Annotated in this window: 15 protein-coding genes and 1 pseudogene; 10 read left to right on the top strand and 6 right to left on the bottom strand. The window is 77.3% G+C overall.

The annotated features are described in order from the left end of the window. Both LO771_RS28535 and LO771_RS28530 read left to right on the top strand, forming a co-directional pair. A pseudogene (locus LO771_RS28535) lies at positions 1-105 on the top strand (IS5/IS1182 family transposase); the annotation flags it as partial. A 31-nt stretch (positions 106-136) separates the two neighbouring features. Further along, positions 137-1,132 (top strand): RNA polymerase subunit sigma-70, encoded by a 996-nt coding sequence (locus tag LO771_RS28530; RefSeq protein WP_230747796.1) that lies wholly within the window; start codon positions 137-139, stop codon positions 1,130-1,132. A 544-nt stretch (positions 1,133-1,676) separates the two neighbouring features. Here the strand turns inward: LO771_RS28530 and LO771_RS28525 are convergent. After that, positions 1,677-2,348 carry a L,D-transpeptidase gene (locus LO771_RS28525; protein WP_230747793.1) on the bottom strand — a complete coding sequence of 224 codons (672 nt, stop codon included), beginning with the start codon at positions 2,346-2,348 and terminating at the stop codon, positions 1,677-1,679. A gap of 486 nt (positions 2,349-2,834) precedes the next feature. Here LO771_RS28525 and LO771_RS28520 point away from each other — a divergent pair, with 486 nt between their 5' ends. From LO771_RS28520 to LO771_RS28495, 6 genes are all read left to right on the top strand, one after another. Next, positions 2,835-3,386: a L,D-transpeptidase gene (locus tag LO771_RS28520; RefSeq protein WP_230747792.1), complete on the top strand. Its 552-nt coding sequence runs from the start codon at positions 2,835-2,837 to the stop codon at positions 3,384-3,386. Between the two features lie 408 nt (positions 3,387-3,794). Further along, complete coding sequence (locus LO771_RS28515; protein ID WP_230747791.1) at positions 3,795-4,964, top strand: acyl-CoA dehydrogenase family protein; 1,170 nt, start codon at positions 3,795-3,797, stop codon at positions 4,962-4,964. A gap of 86 nt (positions 4,965-5,050) precedes the next feature. Further along, positions 5,051-5,821: a PIG-L deacetylase family protein gene (locus tag LO771_RS28510; protein WP_230747800.1), complete on the top strand. Its 771-nt coding sequence runs from the start codon at positions 5,051-5,053 to the stop codon at positions 5,819-5,821. After that, the gene (locus tag LO771_RS28505) at positions 5,818-6,444 is read left to right on the top strand and encodes a methyltransferase (protein ID WP_230747790.1); all 627 of its coding nucleotides are present in this window, start codon (positions 5,818-5,820) and stop codon (positions 6,442-6,444) included. The genes LO771_RS28510 and LO771_RS28505 overlap by 4 nt, the downstream gene beginning before the upstream one ends. Next, entirely contained in the window at positions 6,441-7,256 is an 816-nt protein-coding gene (locus LO771_RS28500) for a glycosyltransferase family 2 protein (protein ID WP_230747789.1), read from the top strand. Before LO771_RS28505 ends, LO771_RS28500 begins: the two co-directional genes overlap by 4 nt. 373 nt (positions 7,257-7,629) lie before the next feature. Continuing rightward, entirely contained in the window at positions 7,630-9,657 is a 2,028-nt protein-coding gene (locus LO771_RS28495; RefSeq protein ID WP_230747787.1) for an ATP-binding domain-containing protein, read from the top strand. 443 nt (positions 9,658-10,100) lie between these two features. Here LO771_RS28495 and LO771_RS28490 read toward each other — a convergent pair whose 3' ends face one another. Together LO771_RS28490 and LO771_RS28485 are read right to left on the bottom strand one after the other, a co-directional pair. Beyond that, positions 10,101-10,952, bottom strand: a complete 852-nt coding sequence (locus LO771_RS28490; protein ID WP_230747798.1) for a Rieske (2Fe-2S) protein — start codon at positions 10,950-10,952, stop codon at positions 10,101-10,103. 157 nt (positions 10,953-11,109) lie between these two features. Next, positions 11,110-11,571: an ATP-binding protein gene (locus LO771_RS28485; protein WP_230747786.1), complete on the bottom strand. Its 462-nt coding sequence runs from the start codon at positions 11,569-11,571 to the stop codon at positions 11,110-11,112. A 194-nt stretch (positions 11,572-11,765) separates the two neighbouring features. Between LO771_RS28485 and mihF the strand changes: the two genes are divergently transcribed. Beyond that, a complete protein-coding gene (gene mihF / locus LO771_RS28480) occupies positions 11,766-12,098 on the top strand; it encodes an integration host factor, actinobacterial type (RefSeq protein WP_230747785.1) in 333 nt (110 codons plus the stop codon). Positions 12,099-12,243: 145 nt separating this feature from the next. Here the strand turns inward: mihF and LO771_RS28475 are convergent, their stop codons facing one another. The 3 genes from LO771_RS28475 to LO771_RS28465 form a co-directional block, all read right to left on the bottom strand. After that, positions 12,244-12,771, bottom strand: coding sequence for a YcxB family protein (locus LO771_RS28475; RefSeq protein WP_230747783.1), 528 nt, complete (start codon positions 12,769-12,771; stop codon positions 12,244-12,246). A gap of 79 nt (positions 12,772-12,850) precedes the next feature. Continuing rightward, positions 12,851-14,260 (bottom strand): NAD(P)/FAD-dependent oxidoreductase, encoded by a 1,410-nt coding sequence (locus tag LO771_RS28470; protein ID WP_230747779.1) that lies wholly within the window; start codon positions 14,258-14,260, stop codon positions 12,851-12,853. Then, a complete protein-coding gene (locus LO771_RS28465) occupies positions 14,253-15,977 on the bottom strand; it encodes a DUF3556 domain-containing protein (RefSeq protein WP_230747778.1) in 1,725 nt (574 codons plus the stop codon). Before LO771_RS28465 ends, LO771_RS28470 begins: the two co-directional genes overlap by 8 nt. A 695-nt stretch (positions 15,978-16,672) precedes the next feature. Here LO771_RS28465 and LO771_RS28460 point away from each other — a divergent pair. Beyond that, complete coding sequence (locus LO771_RS28460; RefSeq protein WP_230747797.1) at positions 16,673-19,636, top strand: carbohydrate binding domain-containing protein; 2,964 nt, start codon at positions 16,673-16,675, stop codon at positions 19,634-19,636. Positions 19,637-19,649: the final 13 nt, after the last annotated feature.

Below are 19,649 nucleotides of genomic sequence, written 5' to 3'. Positions count from 1 at the left end.
CAGTTCCGCGCCATCGCCACCCGCTTCGACAAGCTCGCCACCCGCTACCGCACCGGCCTCGTCCTGGCCTCACTCATCCTGTGGCTCCGCGAACCCCAGACATGATCATTTGTCAGACACGGCCTAGGCTCGCGGCGTGGCATCGGATGCGGGGGCGGCGGCGGGTCAGGACCGGTTCACCGCCGAGACGGAGCGGTTCCGCCGGGAGCTGCTGGCGCACTGCTACCGCATGTCCGGCTCGGCGCACGACGCCGAGGACCTGGTGCAGGAGACCTACCTGCGGGCGTGGCGGTCCTACTCCGGATTCGAGGGCCGGGCGTCGGTCCGGTCCTGGCTCTACAGGATCGCCACCAACGTCTGCCTGAGGGCGCTGGAGCCGCGCCCGATCCGGGTGCTGCCCTCGGGCCTGGCGGGCCCGTACGACGGACCCGACCGCCCGCCGGACGCCGCGGCGCCGGGCGAGGTCTCCTGGCTGGAACCGCTGCCGGACGCACGGACCGCCCCGCCCGCCGGCGATCCGGCCGCGGTGGTGGTCGGACGCGAGTCGCTGCGGCTGGCGCTCATCGCCGGCCTGCAGCACCTGCCCGCCCGCCAGCGCGCGATCCTCATCCTGCGCGAGGTGCTGGCGTTCTCGACGGCCGAGACCGCGGAGATCCTCGGCACCACCGCGGCCGCGGTCAAGAGCGGCCTGCAGCGCGCCCGCGCCCGGCTGGACGAGCTCGATCCGGCGCCCGAGGAACTGCTCGAACCGACCGACCGGCGGGCACGCGCGCTCCTCGACGCCTACATCGCGGCCTTCGAGCGCTCCGACGCCCGCCTGTTGGAACAGGTGCTGCGTGCGGACGCCACGCTGGAGGCGACGCCGTTCCGCGACTGGCAGGCGGGCCGGGCGGCGTGCATCCACGTGCTCGACGCGTACGTCCTGGGCGCACCCGGCGACTGGCGGATGACCGCCACGACGGCCAACGGCCAGCCCGCCGCCGCCGTGTACCGCCGGGACGCGGACGGCACGCTCCGGGCCGACGGCGTCGTGGTGCTCGCCCCCACCCCCACCGGCGTCTCACGCGTGGTCAAGTTCCACGATTCCTCGCTGGTCGCGATGTCCGGCCTGCCGGACGTGCTCGCGCACTGAGCCGCCGGCAGGCGCAGCCGGAGCACGGCCCGGAACACCGGCCCGACGCCCAGGGCGCACTGCTCCGCGGGGCCGGGAGGCGGTCGGCGGCGAGGTCCCCCCGCGGTGCGGGAGGTGCCGGCCGGTGCCGTGGCCCGGGGAGGCTCGCCGGGCCTCCTCCCGTCCCCGAGGGGCCGGACCGGCCGGGCCGGTCCCGTCGAACCGGTGGGCCGCGTCCCGGACGGCGTCCTCGTCGGCCCGCACCGGCCGGGCGGCCCCCGGCACGCGGGTCCCGCCCGCCGGGGGCCTGCGGCATCGCACGCCGGCGGCGCGCCGGACCGGTACGGCGGCGCCGCTGGACCTGCTCCAGGCGCCGCCCTTCCCGGCCGGTGGGTCCGCGCACGCGGACGGGCCCGGCCGCCGCGCCCCGGCCGCCGCGCCCCGGCCGCCGGGCTCCCGGCGGCCGGACAGGGCGGCACCGCCCGCTCCACCGCCGCGACCGCCGACCCGGCGGATTCGCCCCCGGCCGCCCCACCGCCGGGAACGGGCGCCGTCCGCCGGGCCGTCAGCCGATGGCGATCCGGGGGTGGGCGGACGGCCTGATCCACGCCATGATCCGGTCCATGGTCGCGCGGGGCACCGAGACGCAGCCGGCGGTCGCGCCGCGCCCGTTGACGTGGAGGAAGATGCCGGCGCCGCGGCCGGGGGCGGCGGGCCACCGGTTGAAGTCGACCACGAGGGCCTCGGCGTACTGCACGGGGTGGTCGACCAGGTGCTCGCTGCCCCGTGCGCCCTCCTCGGTGAGCGGGAAGTCCGCCCCCCGGGCGCCGTGCATCCGGTTGTAGAACCTCGACCGCGGGTCCCCGACCCACCAGTCGTCATCACCGACCACGGTGTACGGCATCGCGGTCCCCACGGGAAGCGTCCCGAACCCCTCGGTGACCGTCCAGGTGCCGGCGGGCGTCGTCCAGGTGCCCTGGCGCCTGGTCGCGCCGTCGGTCACGCCGCGGGAGCCGACACGCCCCGAGGCGGTGCCGAACTGCGGTGTCCACCCGGACGGCCCCTTCTCCCACGCCGTCACGGTGGCGTACGAGCCGTCGGCCTCGACGGTGATCAGCTGGGTCGCGCCGCCGACGGAGACCGGGACCGGGAAGGACGGAGCCTGCGGCGGCGACAGGGCGCCCAGGGCCGCCACCGCTGCGACCGACGCCGCGAGCGGTCGGGAACGGGTGTGCACGGGGTGCTGCTCCTTCGTCGCTCCGCTGCCGCGCCTTCCGGCCGCGGTCGGATTCTTCCCCGGGTGCGGCGCCGGCCTTCCGCACCGGCGGTACGCCCGGCGCCCTTTCACCCCGACGGGCGGACCTGCCGCTCCTCCGGCCGCCGGCCTCCTCGGCGCCGGCTCGCGGGCGTACGGGCCTGTTCAGGCCGGTTCAGGGTGTTTCAGGACGGTTCAGGCGGGTTCGGATCGATGAGGGGCGGTGTGGGACGGTTCGCCGGTGTGGGACGCGTGCGGCTGGGTAGGAGGACGGCTGCATCATCCCGACAAATCGCTCACCAAGGCGCAGAAGTGCGCTTCCGTCGCCGGGCGGCCGCGCAGACACCTCCCATGGACCGGGCCCCTCCCGGGGCCGTCGCCGCCTTGGTGCCGCCAGTGAACCGACCCGCCTGCGCGGCTCCGCCCCCGCGGCCGCAGGTGCTCACCGACACCACGGTGGTGATCAGGATGACCAGGAACAGACTCCGCGGACTGCGGCGCGCCGCCGCGTCCGGCGCCCTCGCGACGCTGCTGACGACGGCCCTCTGCGCGGCCGCGGCCGGACCCGCCGCCGGAGCCCCGGCACGGCAGGCCGCGTCCCCGGTCCGCGCCCCCGCGGCCGCCACGGGGCACGTCACGGTGATCGACGCCCGCACCCACCAGCTGCGGGCCACCGTCGACGGCAGGACGGTGGCCGTCTTCGCCGCAGGCTTCGGGCAGCCCCGCTTCCCCACCCGGTCGGGCACCTACCACGTGCTCGGCAAGGAGGCCGTCGTCGAGATGACCTCGTGCAGCATCCGGCTCACCTGCAACCCCGCGAGCCCCGACTACTACGACGTCATGGCCCCCTGGGCGGTGCGGCTCACCGACTCCGGCCTCTTCGTGCACGGAGCCCCCTGGGACCACTCCATCGGCTCGGCCGACATCTCCCACGGCTGCGTCCACCTCGGCACGGCGGCCGCCAAGTGGTTCTACGACTTCAGCCGGGTCGGTGACACGGTGATCGTCACGGGTACCTGACGGCGCGGCGGACCGCCCGGTCCGCACGGCACCCCGCGCGCCCCGCCCGGGCCGGACGGATCCCGCCGTCCGGCCCGGAGCGGCGTCGTCCCCGCCGGGCCGCCGGGCCGCCGAGCCGCCGGGCCGCCGAGCCGCCGTGCCGCACGGGCCTCCTCGGCCGGGACCCCCGCGCCCCGCGCCCCGCATGCCGCGGTTCCCGGACGGGCCCGGCCCCGCACCGGGCCCGCACCGTCCGGTCGGGGGCCTCCCGCCGCGGCGCCCCGGGAGGCCGCCGCGGACGCGGACACCCCGGGACCCGGGGCCGTCCGTCCGTTTCCGCCGTCCGGCCCTGGGCAGCCGCCCCGGGGGCTCGGCGCCCCGGTGGGCCCGGAGGGTCCGGAGGACCGAACAGACGGGAGGCCACGAGGGATGACGGCATGGCAGCGCACCGCTCCGGCGGACACGCCGGCGGACCGCGGCGGCACGGACCCCGCCGCGCGCCCGGCGGCGTACGGCGGACAGGGCGGCGACCCGCACGGCGGCCTGCACGCCGGTCCGCACGGCGGCCCGGCCGGGAGCGGCGCCGCCGGGACCGGCCCAGAGGCCCACCGCCGCGCCGTCGCGGCCGAGTTCGCCCGCATGGCGGACGAGGGCCGGCTGGACCTCCCCCTCCCCGGCGGCGGCCGGACCCGGCAGCGCTGGCGGGCCCTCACCGCGGTGGCCGAGCGCGACCTGGCCCTGGCCCGCCTGGCCGAGGGCCACACCGACGCACTGGCGATCCTGGCGGAGCTGCGCGCGGCCGGGGTCCCCGGCGTGCCCGAGCCCGCCCCGGGGTCCCGCTGGGGCGTCTGGGCCGCTGAGCCGCCCGGGCCCGGGCTGCGGGCCGTGCGCGGCCCGGACGGGGGCTTCCTGCTGTCCGGTCCCAAGCCGTACTGCTCCGGTGCGCGTGTCTGCACCCACGCCCTGGTCACCGCCCGGGAGGGGGAGGAGCGCAGGCTGTTCGCCGTCGCCCTCGACCCGGCGACCGCCGCCCCCGTCCCGGACAGCTGGCAGTCCGCCGGGATGGCGGGCAGCGACACGCTCGACGTCGCGTTCGCCTCCGCCCCGGCGGTGCCGGTCGGCCCGCCCGGCGCCTACCTGGAGCGGCCCGGCTTCCACCACGGCGGCGTCGGCGTCGCGGCCTGCTGGTACGGCGGGGCGCGCGCGGTGGCCCGCACCCTGCGGGACGCCGCCGCCCGGCGCCCGCCGGAGCCGCACGCCCTGGCGCACCTGGGCGCCGTCGACGCGGCGCTGGAGGCCGTCGACGCCCTGCTCGACCGGGCGGCGGCCGAGACCGACGCCGATCCCGGCGACCGCGCGGGGGGCGCCGCCCTGCGTGCCCTGCGGGTGCGCTCCTTCACCGAGGCGGTCGCTTCGGAGGTGCTGCACCGCACGGGCCGCGCCCTGGGCGCCGGCCCCCTCGCGCACGACCCCGTCCACGCCCGCACCACCGCCGACCTGACCGTCTACCTGCGGCAGCACCACGGCGAACGCGACCTCGCCGCCCTCGGCGCGGCGGTCGCGGACGCCCGGCGCGCGGCCGGGGAGGAGGACCGGTGACCCGTCCCGCCCGCCCGCCGCGCCGCCCCGCCGGGGACGCCGCAGCCGCCGCCTCCCCGCCGACCGCCGTGACCGCTGTAACCGCCGTGACCGCCGTGACCGCGGTGCCCGCCGCGCCCGCCGACCCGATCCAGGCGCCCGGCACCCCCGAGGAGGTGTGGGCCGCCTGGCAGGCCCCCGCCTCCTTCCCCGAGCTCGACCTCTCCGGCCTGCGCCGCGTCCTGCTGGTCGCCGCCCACCCCGACGACGAGGTCCTCGGCCTCGGCGGCACCGTCGCCCGCCTCGCCGCGGCCGGCGCCCGCCTGCGGCTGGCGGCCGTCACCGACGGCGAGGCGTCCCACCCGCACAGCACGGCCGCCGCCGCGCGCGACCTGGCCCGCGTCCGCCGGCAGGAGGCCGTCCGGGCCCTCGCCGCCCTGGGCGCCGGGGACACCGAGGTCGTCCCGCTCGGCCTGCCGGACACGCAGGTCGCCCGTCACGAGGCCGCCCTCGCCGAGCGCCTCGCCGGCCTGATGGCCGGCTTCGACGCCGTCGCCGCCCCCTGGAGCGGCGACGTGCACGCCGACCACGAGGCCGCGGGCCGCGCCGCCGCGGCGGCCGGCGCCGCCACCGGCGTCCCGGTCCTGCACTACCCCGTGTGGACCTGGCACTGGGCGCGCCCCGACGACCCCCGCGTCCCCTGGCACCGGGCCGCCCGGATCCCCCTCGGCGCCGACGCGGCCGCCCGCAAGCGCGCCGCGCTCGACTGCTTCGCCAGCCAGGTCCGCCCGCTCGGCGACGACCCCGCCGACGCCCCCGTCCTCCCCCCGGAGGAGCTCGCCCACTTCCTGCGCGACCACGAGGTGGTGCTGCGGTGAACACGCCCGCCGAGTACTTCGCCGCGATGTACCGGGACACCGAGGACCCCTGGGACCTGGCGGGCCGCTGGTACGAGCGGCGCAAGTACGCGCTCACCGCCGCCTCGCTGCCCCGCCCCTCCTACCGCAGCGCCTTCGAGCCCGCCTGCTCGGTCGGCGTCCTCACCGCCGTGCTCGCCGACCGCTGCGAGCGCCTGCTGAGCTGCGACCGCTCCGAGCGCGCCGTCGCGGCGGCCCGCCGCCGGCTCGCGGACCGGCCGCACGTGCGCGTCGAGCACCTGACCCTGCCCGCCGACTGGCCCGGTGAGCGGTTCGACCTCGTCGTGCTCTCCGAGGTCCTGTACTACTTCGACCCGGCCGGGGTCCGGGACCTGCTGGAGCGCGCGGCGGCCTCCCTGGAGCCCGGGGGCACCCTGCTCGCCGTGCACTGGCGCCGCCCCGCGCCCGACCACGCCCAGAGCGGCGACGCCGTCCACGCGGCGGTGCGGGCCACCCCCGGCCTGGTGCGGACCGCCGGCCACGAGGAGCCGGACTTCCTGCTCGACGTCCTGGTCCGCCCCGGACCGGGGGAGCGGCCGGACCCCGGGAGCCTGTCGGTCGCGGCCGCCGAGGGACTGGCGTGATCCGCGCGGTCGCCGTCGTCGTCCCGGCCCACGACGAGGTGCGGCTCCTCGGCCCCTGCCTGGAGTCGGTGCGGCGCGCCGCCGCCCACCCGCGCCTGCGCGGCGTCCCCGTGCGGGTGGTGGTGGCGGCGGACGCCTGCCGGGACGGCACCGCCGTCCTGGCCCGCGCCCACGGCGCGGCCGTGGTGGAGACCGCCGTGCGCAGCGCCGGACGGGCCAGGGCCCTCGGCACCGCACGGGCCCTCGCCGGACTGCTGTCCCGGGCCGGCGGACCGGCGGAGCGTCAGACATGGCTGGCCCACACCGACGCGGACACCCGCGTCCCCGCCTGCTGGCTCGCCCACCACCTGGAGGCCGCGGCCGCCGGGTTCCACGCCGTGGCGGGCACCGTCGAGGTGGACGACTGGGCGGGGCACCTGCCCGCCACCGCGCTCCGCTTCCGCCGCCTGTACGAGGCCCACCGCGCCGCCCCCGGGGCCGCGGGCGGCGTCCCCGGGCAGGGGCACCCGCACGTCCACGGTGCGAACCTCGCCGTCCGGGCCGACGCCTACCTGCGGGCGGGCGGGTTCCCGTCCGCCGCCGTGGGCGAGGACCACGCCCTGACGGCGGCGCTGGAGGCCGCGGGATACCGCATCCGGCGGACGGAGGAGTGCCCCGTCCGCACCTCCGCCCGCCGCACCCCGCGGGCGCGCGGCGGCTTCGGCGACCTGCTCCTCGGCCTGGAGGCGGAGGCCCGGGGGCCGCGGCGGGCCGCCGCCGGCGACGGCCCGCCGCCCGGCCCCGCCCCGACGCCCTGCAGCCACCCGGCCTGACGGTTCCGCAGCCCGGCCGCGGGCCGCCGGCCGCCCGCGGCCGCGAGCGCGACCACCTGCCCCGCCCGCCCTTCTGCGACCTCGCCGCCGCCGTCGCACGCCACGGACGACCGGCCGAATTCACCGCGTGGGACAAGGTCCGAGGCATACGGGAACCGCGAGCGCAACCGGCGATATACGGAACGGCGGAATGCGCGATATGCCGTACGGCCTGCCGCCATGAATGGGCCCGCGAGGCCATGGCCTAGCGGAGCAGGTCAAGACTTATCTTCGAGGGAATGCGGCTGTATGGTATTTCCCGAATCGAAGGAGCCCTCTTTTGTCGAAAACCAATGATCCCGCTGCGCGTGCGGTTGACTTGGAGCAGGATTGTGTGTCCTCCCTGTACGACCTGCTCGCCGAGCGGATTTCCGAGGCGCGAGAACGCCGGGCGGATGTGCTGAAAACCCCGGCGGGCAGTGCCGGAGAGGTGTACGAGAGGGAAATCGCCGCCGAGCGCCTGGCCAAGGAGATCGGCCGGCTGGAGGGCGCCGAAAAGGGGCTGGTCTTCGGGCGCGTCGACGGGGCGGACGGCACGGTCCTGCGCATCGGGCGGATCGGACTGCAGACGGAGGAGGACGACCTGCCCCTGCTCGTGGACTGGCGCGCGAACGCGGCGCGGTCCTTCTACGAGGCGACACCGGTCCACCCGATGGGCCTGCGGCGGCGCCGGCACCTGCGCGTCGAGAAGCGCACGGTCGTCTCGGTGAGCGACGAACTGCTGGACGGGACCGCCCCGACCGGCGGGGACGTCGTGGGGGACGGCCCGCTGACCGAGGTCCTGTCGGCGCGGCGGACGGGCAGGATGCACGCGGCCGTCGCGACGCTGCAGGCCGAGCAGGACGCGATCGTCCGCTCCGGCCACCGCGGGGTGACCGTGGTGCAGGGCGGGCCCGGTACCGGCAAGACGGTGGTCGCGCTGCACCGGGCGGCCTACGTCCTGTACGCGTTCCCGCGCGCCGCGGCGGAGGGCGTCCTGGTGGTGGGCCCGAACACCCGGTTCCTCGACTACATCTCCCAGGTGCTCCCCTCGCTCGGGGAGAACGACGTCGTGCTGGCGACCTGCGGGGAACTGGCCGGGGTGCCCACGGACCCGGCGGACCCGTCCGGCACGGCGCGCCTCAAGGGCGGCTCCGACCTCGCCGGCGCCCTGGCCGGCCTGCTGCGCGTCCACCAGGCCCCCGTCGGCGGCTTCACCGTGCGGGTCGGACGGGACCTCGTCCGCCTCTCCGGCGCGGAGGTCGCCAGGGCACGCGACGCCGCCGTGGCGGCGGTGCCGGGGCACAACCCCGCGCGCCGGGTGTTCAAGGAGCTCCTGGTCGACGCCGTCACCGACGCTCTGCAACGGGACATGGGCGACCTGCTGGAGCAGATCGACGCCGACGCCGAACGGATGACGGGCCTCGACCTCGACCGGTTCACGGGAGCCGCCCGGCGCCGTGCCGAGGGTGCGGCCGACCCCGGTCCGGCCCACGAGCCGGACCTGGACGCCGTCCGGGCCGACCTCCTCGGCGACGCCGGCGTCGACCGGGCCGTGGAGGCGCTGTGGCCGCGGCTGGCGCCCGGCGACCTCGTCGAGGCGCTCCTGACGGACGCCGGCGCCCTCGCCGAGCACCTGCCCCGCCTGACGGCGCAGGAGCGGTCCCTCCTGCTGCGCGGTCCGGACGACCCGTGGACCGATGCCGACGTGCCGCTGCTGGACGAGGCGGCGAGCCTGGTCGACGGCCCCCCGGGGCGGACGTACGGGCACGTCGTCGTCGACGAGGCGCAGGAGCTGACCGCCATGCAGTGGCGGATGGTCGTCCGCCGCTGCCCGTCGAGGTCGATGACGCTGGTGGGCGACTTCGCCCAGGCGGGCCCGGTCGCGACGGCACGCGACTGGAAGGAGGCGCTGAGCCCCCACGTCGGACCGCGGTTCAGACTGCACGACCTGACCGTCAGCTACCGCACCACGCAGGAGATCCTGGAGGGCGTCCGGGACCTGCTCGCGCGGATCGCCCCGGACCGGAGGCCCGCACGGTCGCTGCGCAGCGGTGAGGTCCCCCGCACCGTGACCGCGCCTCCGGACGGGCTAGCCGCCGCCGTCGTGCGGGAGCTCCGCGCCCAGAGCGCCGCGCACCCGGGCGAGCTCCTGGGCGTGGTCTGCGCGGACAGCAGGGTGGGCGGGCTGACGGCCCGGGGCGTCGCCCGCCACGCACGCGTCGTGCCGGCGTCCGAGGCGCGCGGCCTGGAGTTCGACGGGGTCGTCGTCGTGGACCCCGAGGAGATCACCGCGGCCCGCCCCGGCGGGGAGAGGGACCTGTACGTGGCCCTGACCCGGGCCACCAAGCGCCTCTGCACCGTCACCGTCCGGCCCGACTGACGACCCGGCGCCCGCGGTGCCGCCGCGGGCGCACCCGGCGCGGTGCGGACGGCGGTACGGACACCGGCCCGCGCGCACGGGGCTGCTGGCCGCCTCACCGCCCGCGGCCGCACCCGGCACCACGCGCTGCGGTCCGGGCCGACGGCGTCCGGATCCCCTCCGCGCAGCAGGGCGGAGCCGACGTCGGGCCTCGGGGCGTACGCCCCCGGCTCGATGCCGGGAGCCCGACGTCCCACCGGCCGGGCAGGGCCGGACATGTGACGGGGTGCGGCCTCAGGGAACCGTGGCCGTCCCGCGGCCCCTCCGGGGCCCGCCTCGGTGATCCCCCTGCCAGCGGCGGAGGGGCCCGCCGCGACGTCCGGCACGGCCCCGCCCGCCGCCGGTACGGCCGGGCCCGGGGTCGGCCGCCCGTACGGCCGCGCCCGGACCGGCCGGAGCCGGGGTCAGCCGGCGTCCGGGAGCCGGACCTCCACCGTGCCGTCGTCCCGCACCCGCGCCTCGAACGACGGCTGCGGCGCGGTGGCGGGCCCGCGCACGTTCCTGCCGTCCGCCAGCCGGAAGACGCTGCCGTGCCAGGGGCAGGTCACGCAGCCGTCGGCGACCTCGCCCTCCGACAGCGGTCCCGACAGGTGGCTGCAGCGGTCCGCCAGGACGTGGACCTCCCCGCCGGCCTCCCGCACCACGAGCACCGGAACCTCGCCGACCGCCCGGCGCACCGGCGCTCCGGCGGGGAACTCCTCCATCCGGCCCACGGTGTGCCAGCCCGGTTCCACCAGGTGCGGAACGGGCTCCGCCTTGTTCGCCCCAGCCCCCTGCCGGTACGCCAGGTGGCCGCCGATGAAACCGCCCGCCCCCGCGGCCGACAGGCCCGCCAGCGCCAGGGCCTTCCCCAGCCCCTCGCGCCCGCGGCCGCGGGCCGCCCAGGAGCCCGCGTACAGCCCCACGGCCAGCACGTTCGACGCGGCGTGCACCAGTCCGGTGCGCATCTGCTGCTCGTGCTGCTCGGCCCAGTCCACCCACCCCGCCAGCGCCGCGGGTGCCGCCGCGACCACCCCGGCCCCCACCAGCACCCGCGCCCCGCGCGACGCGCCGGGGACGAGGTCGAGGACGGAGGCCGACATCCAGGCCCCCATGGGCAGCTGCACCAGCGCCGGGTGCAGGGGGTGCCCGACCTGCCTGCCGTGCAGCACGTCCCGCAGCGGGCCCAGGGGCAGGCCCCGCACCGCCCGCTGCACCGCCGCGACCACCCCGTCCAGCGCCTCGATCCGGCCGAGGGCGTCCAGTGCCTCGGGCACCGCCCCGGCCGCCCCCGCCCGCCGCGCCCCCTGCCGGGCACGGCGGGCCGTCGTCTCCACCCTGTCGCTCTGCTTCACCTGGTCCGGTTCCATGGGGGGCCGGGTTGCCGGACAGGCGGCTCCCAAACCCCGCCGGCGGGCCCGTGGCCCGGACGGCCTACCGCTGCCCGGGCCGTTCCGCGGGCCGTTCCGTGGGCCGTTCCGCGGGCCGGGCCGGGCCGGAGGGGGTGAAGCAGGCGGTGACGGTCTTCCCCTCCGCCGTGGGGTGGACGTTCCACGTGTCGGCGAGGGCGCCGACCAGGGCGAGGCCGCGGCCGGAGGTCCGGGCCGGGTCGGGCTCGCGGGGGGCGGGCAGGTACGGCGAGGAGTCGCCGACGCTGACGTGCAGGCAGCGGCTGTCCCAGGCGAGGACGAGGTGCGCGTCGCTGTGCGCGTGGACGTGGGCGTTGGTGACCAGCTCGGAGACGGTCAGCAGGACCGCGTCCACCGTCTCCGGGTCGCTGTCGGGCCACCCGAGGGACTCCAGGTGGTGCAGGGTCCACTGCCGCCCGGCGCGCACCCCGGCCGACGCCGGGAGGGTCCTGACCCAGCCCTTGGCCTTGATCGACGTTCCGCTCATCTCGTTCCCGCCCCGTCCGGTCCGCTCGGTCCGTGCTTTTCGTCCACGGACCGCCTGTCCGCACCTCCCGTCCCCCATGCACCCGTTCGGGGGTGCCGTCCCGCCGGGTCCGGAGGAAGCCCGGGGCGCCCTGTGATGAAACCCTCGCCGACGGGGAAGGGGCGGACCGTCGTTCCCTACGATCGGAGGACACCATGTCCGCTCCCGCCCTGCCGGCCCTGAGCACCGAGCAGCGCTCCGCAGCCCTCGCCAAGGCCCTGGAGGCCCGCCGCGCCCGCTCCGCGCTCCTGCGCAAGGTCGCCGAGGACGGCGCCGACGGGCTGCGCCACGTCCTGTCCCGCTCCGACGCCGGGGACCACGTGGCGCAGCGCATCCCGGTCCTGCGGCTCCTCCAGGCCCTGCCGCGCATCGGCTCGGTCCGCTCGGAGCAGCTCATGAAGGAGCTGGGCATCGCCGACACCCGCCGCGTCCGCGGCCTCGGCGCCCGCCAGCGCGCGGAGCTCCTGGCGGCCGTCGACGGCCGGTGACGGTCCCCGCCCGGTACGCCGCCCGCCCCTCCGGACGGCCGGACGCGGCGCCCCCGGCACGCACGACCACCGGGAAGCGCCGCGTCCGGCCCGTCCGACGTCGTGCGGGGTCGGCCTGCGGGGCGGTCCGGGTCGCGGACTGCGCTCAGCGCCGCCCGGGACCGATCCTGACGAGGTGTCCGTCGAGCAGTTCGCGCAGGTGCCGCTCGGTCTCCGCGTCGGGCAGCGCCCGCTTGGGCAGCGGCTGGACCATCGCGCCGCGCTTCGCGGTCATCAGCACGAACACCCGCTCCGTCTCGGCGTAGTGGGCGTACTGGGCCCACGACGCGCGGGCCTCCGCGACCGCGGTGACCGTGTGGACGCCCCCGTCGTCGAGGGTCACCGCCAGGTCCCGGCACACCTGCGGGTTGTTGCGGGCGATCCGGCGGCCCGCCGGGAGGAAGACCAGGCGGGGGAGGACCGACATCACCACCAGGAACCCCACCAGGATCAGCACCCACCAGTCGCCCGCGCGGACCGCGGTCCAACCCCCCGCGAGGGACAGGGGCAGCGTGAACCAGGGTTTGAGGATCCAGCTCCGTCGCGTGCGGAAGGCCGTGCTGAAGGCGTCCGCCCAGTCCGCCGCGTCGGTCGAGTAGGTGAGGGCGACGGTCCGTCCGGTCTGCTGTGTCATCCGGCAGAGGGTAGCGGCCCCGGCGCGGCGCCCCCGATCCGGGCCGCGGACCCGGAGACCTCCCCGGTCGCAGCCCCGGTCACAGCCCCCGCAGTGCGGAGAGGGCCGCGTTGTGGCCGCACATGCCGTGGACGCCGGCGCCGGGCGGCGTCGCGGCGGAGCACAGGTACACGCCGGGGACGCCGGTGCGGTACGGGTCGGCGGCGGGCCGCGGCCGCAGGGCGAGCTGGCGGACGGTGTTGGCGCCGGTCGCGATGTCCCCGCCGACGTAGTTGGCGTCGTACGCGGCGAACTGCGCGGGGGAGCGGACCGCCGTGGCGACGACCCGCTCGCGCAGGCCGGGGGCGAACCGCTCGACCTGCCGCAGCACGGCCTCCGTGGCGTCGCCGTCCCAGCCGTGCGGGACGTGCGCGTACGCCCACACCGGGTGCAGGGAGCCGCGGGAGCGGGAGGGGTCGGCCAGGTACTGCTGGGCGACCAGGACGAACGGCCGCTCCGGCATCCGGCCGCGGTGGACCTCCCGCTCGGCGTGGGCGACCTCGGCGAGCGTGCCCCCGACGTGGACGGTCCCGGCGCGGCGGCAGGCCTCCGCCGTCCACGGCACGCCGCCCTCCACCGCGAGGTCGACCTTGAACGCCGCCGGCCCGTGCCGCCAGCGCCGGTAGGCGCGGCGCACCCGGGGCGGCAGCCGGTCGCCGCAGACGTCGGCCGCGGCTCCGGGCGCGAGGTCCAGCATGACGACCCGGGCGGGCGGCAGTTCGGCGAGCGAGCGCACCCGCACCCCCGTCTCGATGGTGCCGCCCAGCTCGCCCAGCACGGCGGCGAGGGCGTCGGTGACCGCCCGGGAGCCGCCCTCGGCGACGGGCCAGCCGTAGCGGTGCCCGGCGGCGGTCAGCATCAGCCCGACGGCGGCCGTGGCGGGCCGGGTGAGCGGGTGCATGGCGTGGGCGGCCGCCCCGGCGAACAGGGCGCGCGCCTCCCCGGTGCGCCACCGCCGGGCGAGGACGGCGGCGGGCTGCGCCGCCCGCGCACCGAAGCGGGCCAGCGCCACCGGGTGCGAGGGCACGCGGACCACCGGGCGCAGCACGTCCTCGCGCAGGTCGTCGAAGCCGTCCGCGAGCGGCCCGAAGAGCCGCCGCCAGGCGGCGCCGTCCTCCCCGAGGCCCGCGCAGGTCGCGTCGAGCGAGCGGTGCAGCACGCCGGCCCGGCCGCCGTCCAGGGGGTGGGCGAGGTCGATCTCGGGCCACCGCCACGTCAGCCCGTACCGCTCCAGGCCGAGGGAGTCGAGGAACGGCGAGCCCGCGCCCAGCGGGTGCACGGCGGAGCAGTGGTCGTGGAGCAGGCCGGGCACGGTCAGCTCACCGGTGCGGGTGCCGCCGCCGATGCTGTCGGCGGCCTCCAGGACGGTGACCCCGAGGCCGGCCCGGGCGAGGGTGACGGCGGCGGCCAGGCCGTTCGGGCCGGACCCCACGACGACGGCGTCAGCCACGGGCACCGGCCGCCGCCGGGCACGCGGGCCGTACGGGGACCGTGCTCCCCGGTCCGTCGAGCCAGGGCTGACGCCCCGTCATGTCCGCCACGTCCACGCAGCCCTCCTCGACCGTCCCGTCCGCCGCGTCCAGGATCCGGTAGTGCTGGCACCGGCGGTGCACCGGCTGCGACTCCAGGGCGACGACGCGCAGCTCGCCCGGGGCGAAGCCGCAGCGCTCCTGGACCGCGCGCAGCAGCTGCTCCCCGTGCAGGTGCCCGTCCCCGAAGTTCCAGCCGAGGACGGCTCCGGCGACCGTCTCGCCGTCCCGCACATCGTAGGCGTCGGGGTCCCCGACGGCGCGCGGCAACAGGCCGTTGAGCGCGCGTCCGTGGCTGTGCAGCGACCGCCAGGCCAGGCCCAGGTGCAGCAGCAGCTCGGCGTTCTCCCGCCCGTACAGGGCCGCGACCTGGTCGACGGGCAGCGCCGCGGCCTTGGCGACCCCCGCGTCGAGCCGGCCCTCGGCGCCGCGGCGGAAGCACCACAGGCTGGTCGGCCAGTTCCCGGCGTAGTACCGCATCGACGGCAGGAAGGAGACCAGGTCGGGGCGGAGGTTCCCCAGCACCGGGACGCCCACCAGGCAGACGAGCAGGACCGCGGCCGGCAGCGGGGAGTGCAGCGCCGTCGGGCCGACGGCGGCGTACCGGCCGAAGAGCACCAGCGCCGAGTAGACGAAGAAGACGTTCCACTCCAGGGGCACGCCCATCGGCACGGTGGAGAGGATGTGCAGGTGGAAGAGGACGATGACGGCCAGGGCGGCGGCCGTCGCCGTGCCGCCGCGCGAGAGCAGCAGGACCAGCGGCACGGCGTACTCGACCGCGGTGCCCGCGTGGGCGGCGAGCACGGCCGTCCGCGAGGGGCGCAGGTCGTCCGGCGGGTGCCGGTAGAAGGCGCGCTTGACCCGCCGCCACCGCTGGAGCGGGCTGTTGCTGACCATGACGGCGACGACGAAGGGGAAGTGCCGGTTGAGCTTGGAGGTCGCCGCGCCCCACCACAGGGCGGCCATGAGCAGCTTCAGGGCGGGCACCAGGTCGGCGGCGGGGAAGAGGAAGAGCACCAGCGCCAGCCCGTGGTGCTCCCCGCGGGCGGCCAGGAACACCGTCCGGTCGCGCAGGCCCAGCAGCGCCAGCGCGGCAGCGAGGGCGGCGACCGCCACGCGCGGCAGCATCCCGTCCCGCCCGGCGGGCGAGCAGAGCAGCCACACCGCCGCGCCCGCCACCGCCGCGTACAGCAGCACGTCGGCGGCGCCCCGGCGGGTGCCGCCGGTGAACGGCACCCGCCCCGGCCACGGGGGCAGGCGCACGGTGCCGGGCCGCGCCCAGTGCAGGAACGCCCCGACCGGCGGCACGAAGTGCGAGCTGAGCGGGCCCGACCCGCAGCCCAGGCCCAGCACCTCCCACAGCAGCGTCCACACGGCCAGCTTCTGGTAGGCGACGGGCGCCGCCCACCAGGAGCCGAGGTGCGCGAGGCCGCCGAGGCCGGGGGTGGCCGCGACGACCGCCAGGCCGCCGGCCGCGTACACCGCGGTCTTCGCGGCGTAGAGCAGGTGGACGGCGCCGGGGGTGCCGAAGCCGTGGTCGACCCAGTGCAGGGCGAGCGGCCTGATCCGGTCCAGGTAGGGGAGCGAGCGCCACTCCCCGACGTCGAGGTCCGCGAGGCGGGGCGTGCGGAATCCCATGCCGGTCCTCCCTCTCGTCCTGCCCGCGGGCGCGGCGCGGCGCGTCCGACCGCCGCCGCGCCTGGCCCCTCCGGGAGGCGCCCGTGGTGTGCCCGCGCCGCGCGGACGCGGTGCGCGGACGCGATGCTCCCACGCGGGCCCGCGCCGGGGGGAGGGGTGCGACGGGCCGAAGTGCCCGGCGGGCAACGGAGGTGACGGCACGTCACCACGGGCGGCCGGACGCCGGCGGTCCCTGCAAGATCTTGCGGCCGGGCCCCTGCGATCCGCCTCCGGTCCGGTCGCACCGGTCGGGGATCCGCCCTGACGGTGGGTCACCCGAGCCTGTGACGTGTCTTTACGCGGCTGTCATGTATCGGTAATCTCTTGACAGGAATTGCAGCCGCTTGCGCAAGGAGCGGGCCGACCTGGCCGCCCACCACCCGCCCGCGGCCCCCGCGGAACCCGGCACCCGTGCCGGTGGGGGCGGCGGCGCGCGCGGTCCGGACCCGGCCCGCCGCTCCCCACCCACCCCTCCGCCGCCCCGGACGGCCCGCGCCGCACCGGCGGCCCCCCGTGCCCGCCCCCGCCGCCCCCGGCGCCGCGGGCGTGCCGGGCCGCCGCGCCGCCCGGCGGCCCCGCACGAGGAGCACCCCGTGAAGACGACACCGCCCCTGCGGCGGCAGCCCGGAACCGCCGCCCTCCGCCCCCCGGCCGGCCTGCTCCTGGGCCTGCTCGCCGCCGCCCCCCCCACCCCCCCCCCCCCCGCCCCGCGGCCCGCCGCCGCGGCCTCCGGCACCGCGACGGTCTTCTACTTCACGAAGACCCGCAACTGGAAGGCCTACCACCTCCACTGGGCCCCCGACGGCGGCGCCTGGACCGCCGTGCCCGGCGTCGCCATGGAGCCGGCCTGCACCGACTGGGTGAAGCGGACCGTCGACCTCGGCGCCGCCACCGGCCTCCAGGCGACCTTCACCGACGGCGGCGGCATCTGGGACAACAACGGCGGCGCCGACTACGCCCTGCCCGCCGGCACCGTCACCGTCAAGGACGGCGCGGTGGCCCACAGCGACCCCTGCGCCGGCGCCACCCCCTCCCCGTCGCCCACCCCCACCGGGGGAGGGGGCACCGCCACCGTCTTCTACTCCACCGCCACCGTCGGCTGGACCACCGTCAACCTCCACTGGGCCCCCGACGGCGGCGTCTGGACCGCCGTGCCCGGCACGGCCATGGAGCCGGCCTGCACCGGCTGGGTGAGGCGGACCGTCGACCTCGGCGCCGCCCGGGGCCTCCGGGCGGCCTTCAACAACGGCAACGGCGTCTGGGACAACAACGACGGCGCCGACTACGCCCTGCCCGCCGGCACCGTCACCGTCAAGGACCGCACGGTCACCGCGCCCGCCGCCGACCCCTGCGCCGCCACCCTCCCCGACACCGCCGCGCCCACCGTGCCCGCCGCCGTGCGGGCGTCGGCGACCGGCACCTCCGCCGTCCTGACCTGGGAACCCTCCACCGACGACACCGCCGTGACGGGCTACCAGGTCACCCGCACCGGCGGCACCCGGGGCGCGTCGGTGGCCGACACCGGGTCCACCGTGTACTCCGACACCGGCCTGGAGCCGGACACCGCCTACTCCTGGACCGTCCGCGCCCGGGACGCCGCCGGCAACCTCTCCGCCCCCTCCGCCGCCGCCACCGCGACCACCGGCAGCGCGCCCCCGCCCGCGCCCACGGGCAGGGCCCTGGGGACCGACCCGCGCAGGGACCCCATCTACTTCGTGCTCACCGCCCGCTTCTACGACGGCGACCCCGGCAACGACCGCGGCGGCAGCCAGGACGTCCGCTCCGGCAACGCCGCCAACCACGACCCCATGTTCCGCGGCGACTTCAAGGGCCTGATCCAGAAGCTCGACTACATCAAGGCCCTCGGCTTCTCCGCCGTCTGGATCACCCCGGTCGTGCTCAACCGCTCCGACTACGACTACCACGGCTACCACGGCTGGGACTTCTACCGCGTCGACCCCCGCCTGGAGTCCGCCGGGGCGTCCTACCAGGACCTGATCGACGCCGCCCACGCCAAGGGCATGAAGATCTACCAGGACGTCGTCTACAACCACTCCTCCCGCTGGGGCGCCAAGGGCCTGTTCGTCCCGACCGTCTACGGCGTGCGCGACTCCCAGTGGTCCTGGTACTACGACGAGCCGCAGCCCGGCTTCGCCTACGACGGCCTCACCGTCGAGCCCAGGTCCGGCAGGTCGTACTACAACGGCGACCTGTGGTCCACCGCCGAACCCGCCGGGAACACCTGCACGGACTGGGGGAGGCCCACCGGGCAGAGGAGCCCCGAGGGCTACACCCTCCACGCCTGCCAGTGGCCGAGCCCCACCAGCGGCATGTTCCCCGCGAAGTACTACCACCGGTGCTGGATCGGCAACTGGGAGGGTGAGGACTCCCGCTCCTGCTGGCTCGCCGACGACCTCGCCGACCTCAACACCGAGGACCCCGCGGTGCAGGACTACCTCATCGGCGCCTACGACCGGTACATCGACATGGGCGTCGACGGCTTCCGCGTCGACACCGCCGTCCACATCCCCCGCGTCACCTGGAACCGGCGCTTCCTGCCCGCCATCCGGCAGCGCGTGCTGCAGGACTGGGGACCGGAGAAGGCGGCGAACTTCTTCGTCTTCGGCGAGGTCGCGGCCTTCGTCAACGACAAGTGGAACCGCGGCTCGGTCGACCACTCCGCGCAGTTCTACACGTGGAAGGAGCGCCGCGAGTACACCGCCGACGACACGCAGGCGGCCCTCGACCAGTACGCCTACGAGGAGCAGCTCGGCCCCGGGAACCAGCCGACCTCCGCCAACGCCTTCCTCCAGGGCAACAGCTACCACACGCCCGACCGCTCCCGGTTCTCCGGCATGGACATCATCGACATGCGCATGCACATGAACTTCGGGGACGCGCACAACGCCTTCTCCAACGGCAGGGACTCCGACGACTCCGTCAACGACGCCACCTACAACGTCGTCTACGTCGACAGCCACGACTACGGGCCCAACAAGTCCTCCGTCCGCTACACCGGCGGCCAGGACGCCTGGGCGGAGAACATGGCGCTGATGTGGACCTTCCGCGGCATCCCGACCCTCTACTACGGCTCCGAGATCCAGTTCCAGGCCGGGAGGCAGATCGACTGCGGCCCCTCCTGTCCACTGGCCACGACCGGCCGCGCCTACTACGGCGACCACCTGGAGGGCACCGTCACCGCCTCCGGCTTCTCCCGGGTCGGCAGCGCCACCGGGGCCGTCGCCGACACCCTCGACCAGCCCCTGGTCAGGCACCTCCAGCGCCTCAACCTGATCCGCCGCGCGATCCCCGCGCTGCAGACGGGCCAGTACTCCACCGAGGGCGTCAGCGGCGGCATCGCCTTCAAACGCCGCTACACCGACACCGCCTCCGGGACGGACAGCTTCGCCCTGGTCACGGTGACCGACGGCGCCACCTTCACCGGCATCCCGGACGGCACCTACCAGGACGCCGTCACGGGGGACGTGCGGACCGTCACCGACGGCACCCTCGCCGTCGCCGCCCCCGGCAAGGGCGACATGCGCGTCTACGTCCTCGACCTGGGCGGGACCAACGCCGCCCCGGGCAAGGTCGGCACCGACGGCCCCTACCTCAGGTGACCCCCGCCGCCGG

The organism is Streptacidiphilus sp. ASG 303, from assembly GCF_020991365.1.
Lineage (GTDB): Bacteria > Actinomycetota > Actinomycetes > Streptomycetales > Streptomycetaceae > Peterkaempfera.
The sequence above is the reverse complement of the archived record's forward strand: the minus strand, read 5'-3'. Positions and strand labels throughout refer to the sequence as shown.